Here is a 749-nt window from a genome sequence, read left to right as displayed (position 1 = left end):
ATGTTTTTATTAGAAGGTGCTTCCGCTCCGGATCACTCAACAATTGCAAGATTTAGAAGTCTACATTTTGCACCATGTTCTGAAAAAATTTTGGGTGAAATGAGTAATTTTCTTTATAAGATAGGAGAAGTATCAGGTGATAACATATTTATTGATGGAACTAAAATAGAAGCTTATGCAAATAAATATACTTTTGTTTGGAAAAAGGCTGTTACAAAAAATATGGCAAAACTATCAATTAAATTAGCAGACTTTGTAAAAGAATCTGAAGAACTTTATGGCATTAAATTGATTTATAAAAATAAAGTAAAAATTAAGCACATAAAAAAACTAAGAAAAAGGCTTTATGAACTAAAAAAATTAGAAGGCATAAAGTTCGTCCACGGATGTGGTAAAAGAAAAACCACACTTCAAAAATCTATAGAAAAGCTTGAAGAATATCTTTCAAAATTTAAGGAATATAATCAGAAAGTGTACACTTGCGGTGATAGAAATAGCTACTCCAAAACTGATAAGGATGCTACATTTATGAGAATGAAGGAAGATGCTATGAAAAATGGTCAACTTAAACCTGCTTACAATGTACAACATGGAGTCGATTCAGAATATATCACATGGCTTACGGTAGGGCCTCAGCCCACAGACACAACTACACTAATACCATTTCTAAAAAGTATGGAAGAACATTTAAATTTTAAATATTTAAAAATTGTTGCTGATGCTGGATATGAAAGTGAAGAAAACTATTC

The 749-nt window shown here is 30.3% G+C and carries 1 protein-coding gene; it reads left to right on the top strand.

From position 1 onward, the window contains the following. Nucleotides 1-749: transposase (locus tag ACQRD5_RS17145; RefSeq protein ID WP_427747114.1), on the top strand; the 749-nt coding region annotated here is incomplete at both ends.

This window comes from Clostridium sp. SGI.024, from assembly GCF_050315195.1.
Classification (GTDB): domain Bacteria; phylum Bacillota; class Clostridia; order Clostridiales; family Clostridiaceae; genus Clostridium.
This window is presented reverse-complemented; position numbering and strand designations above follow the sequence as displayed.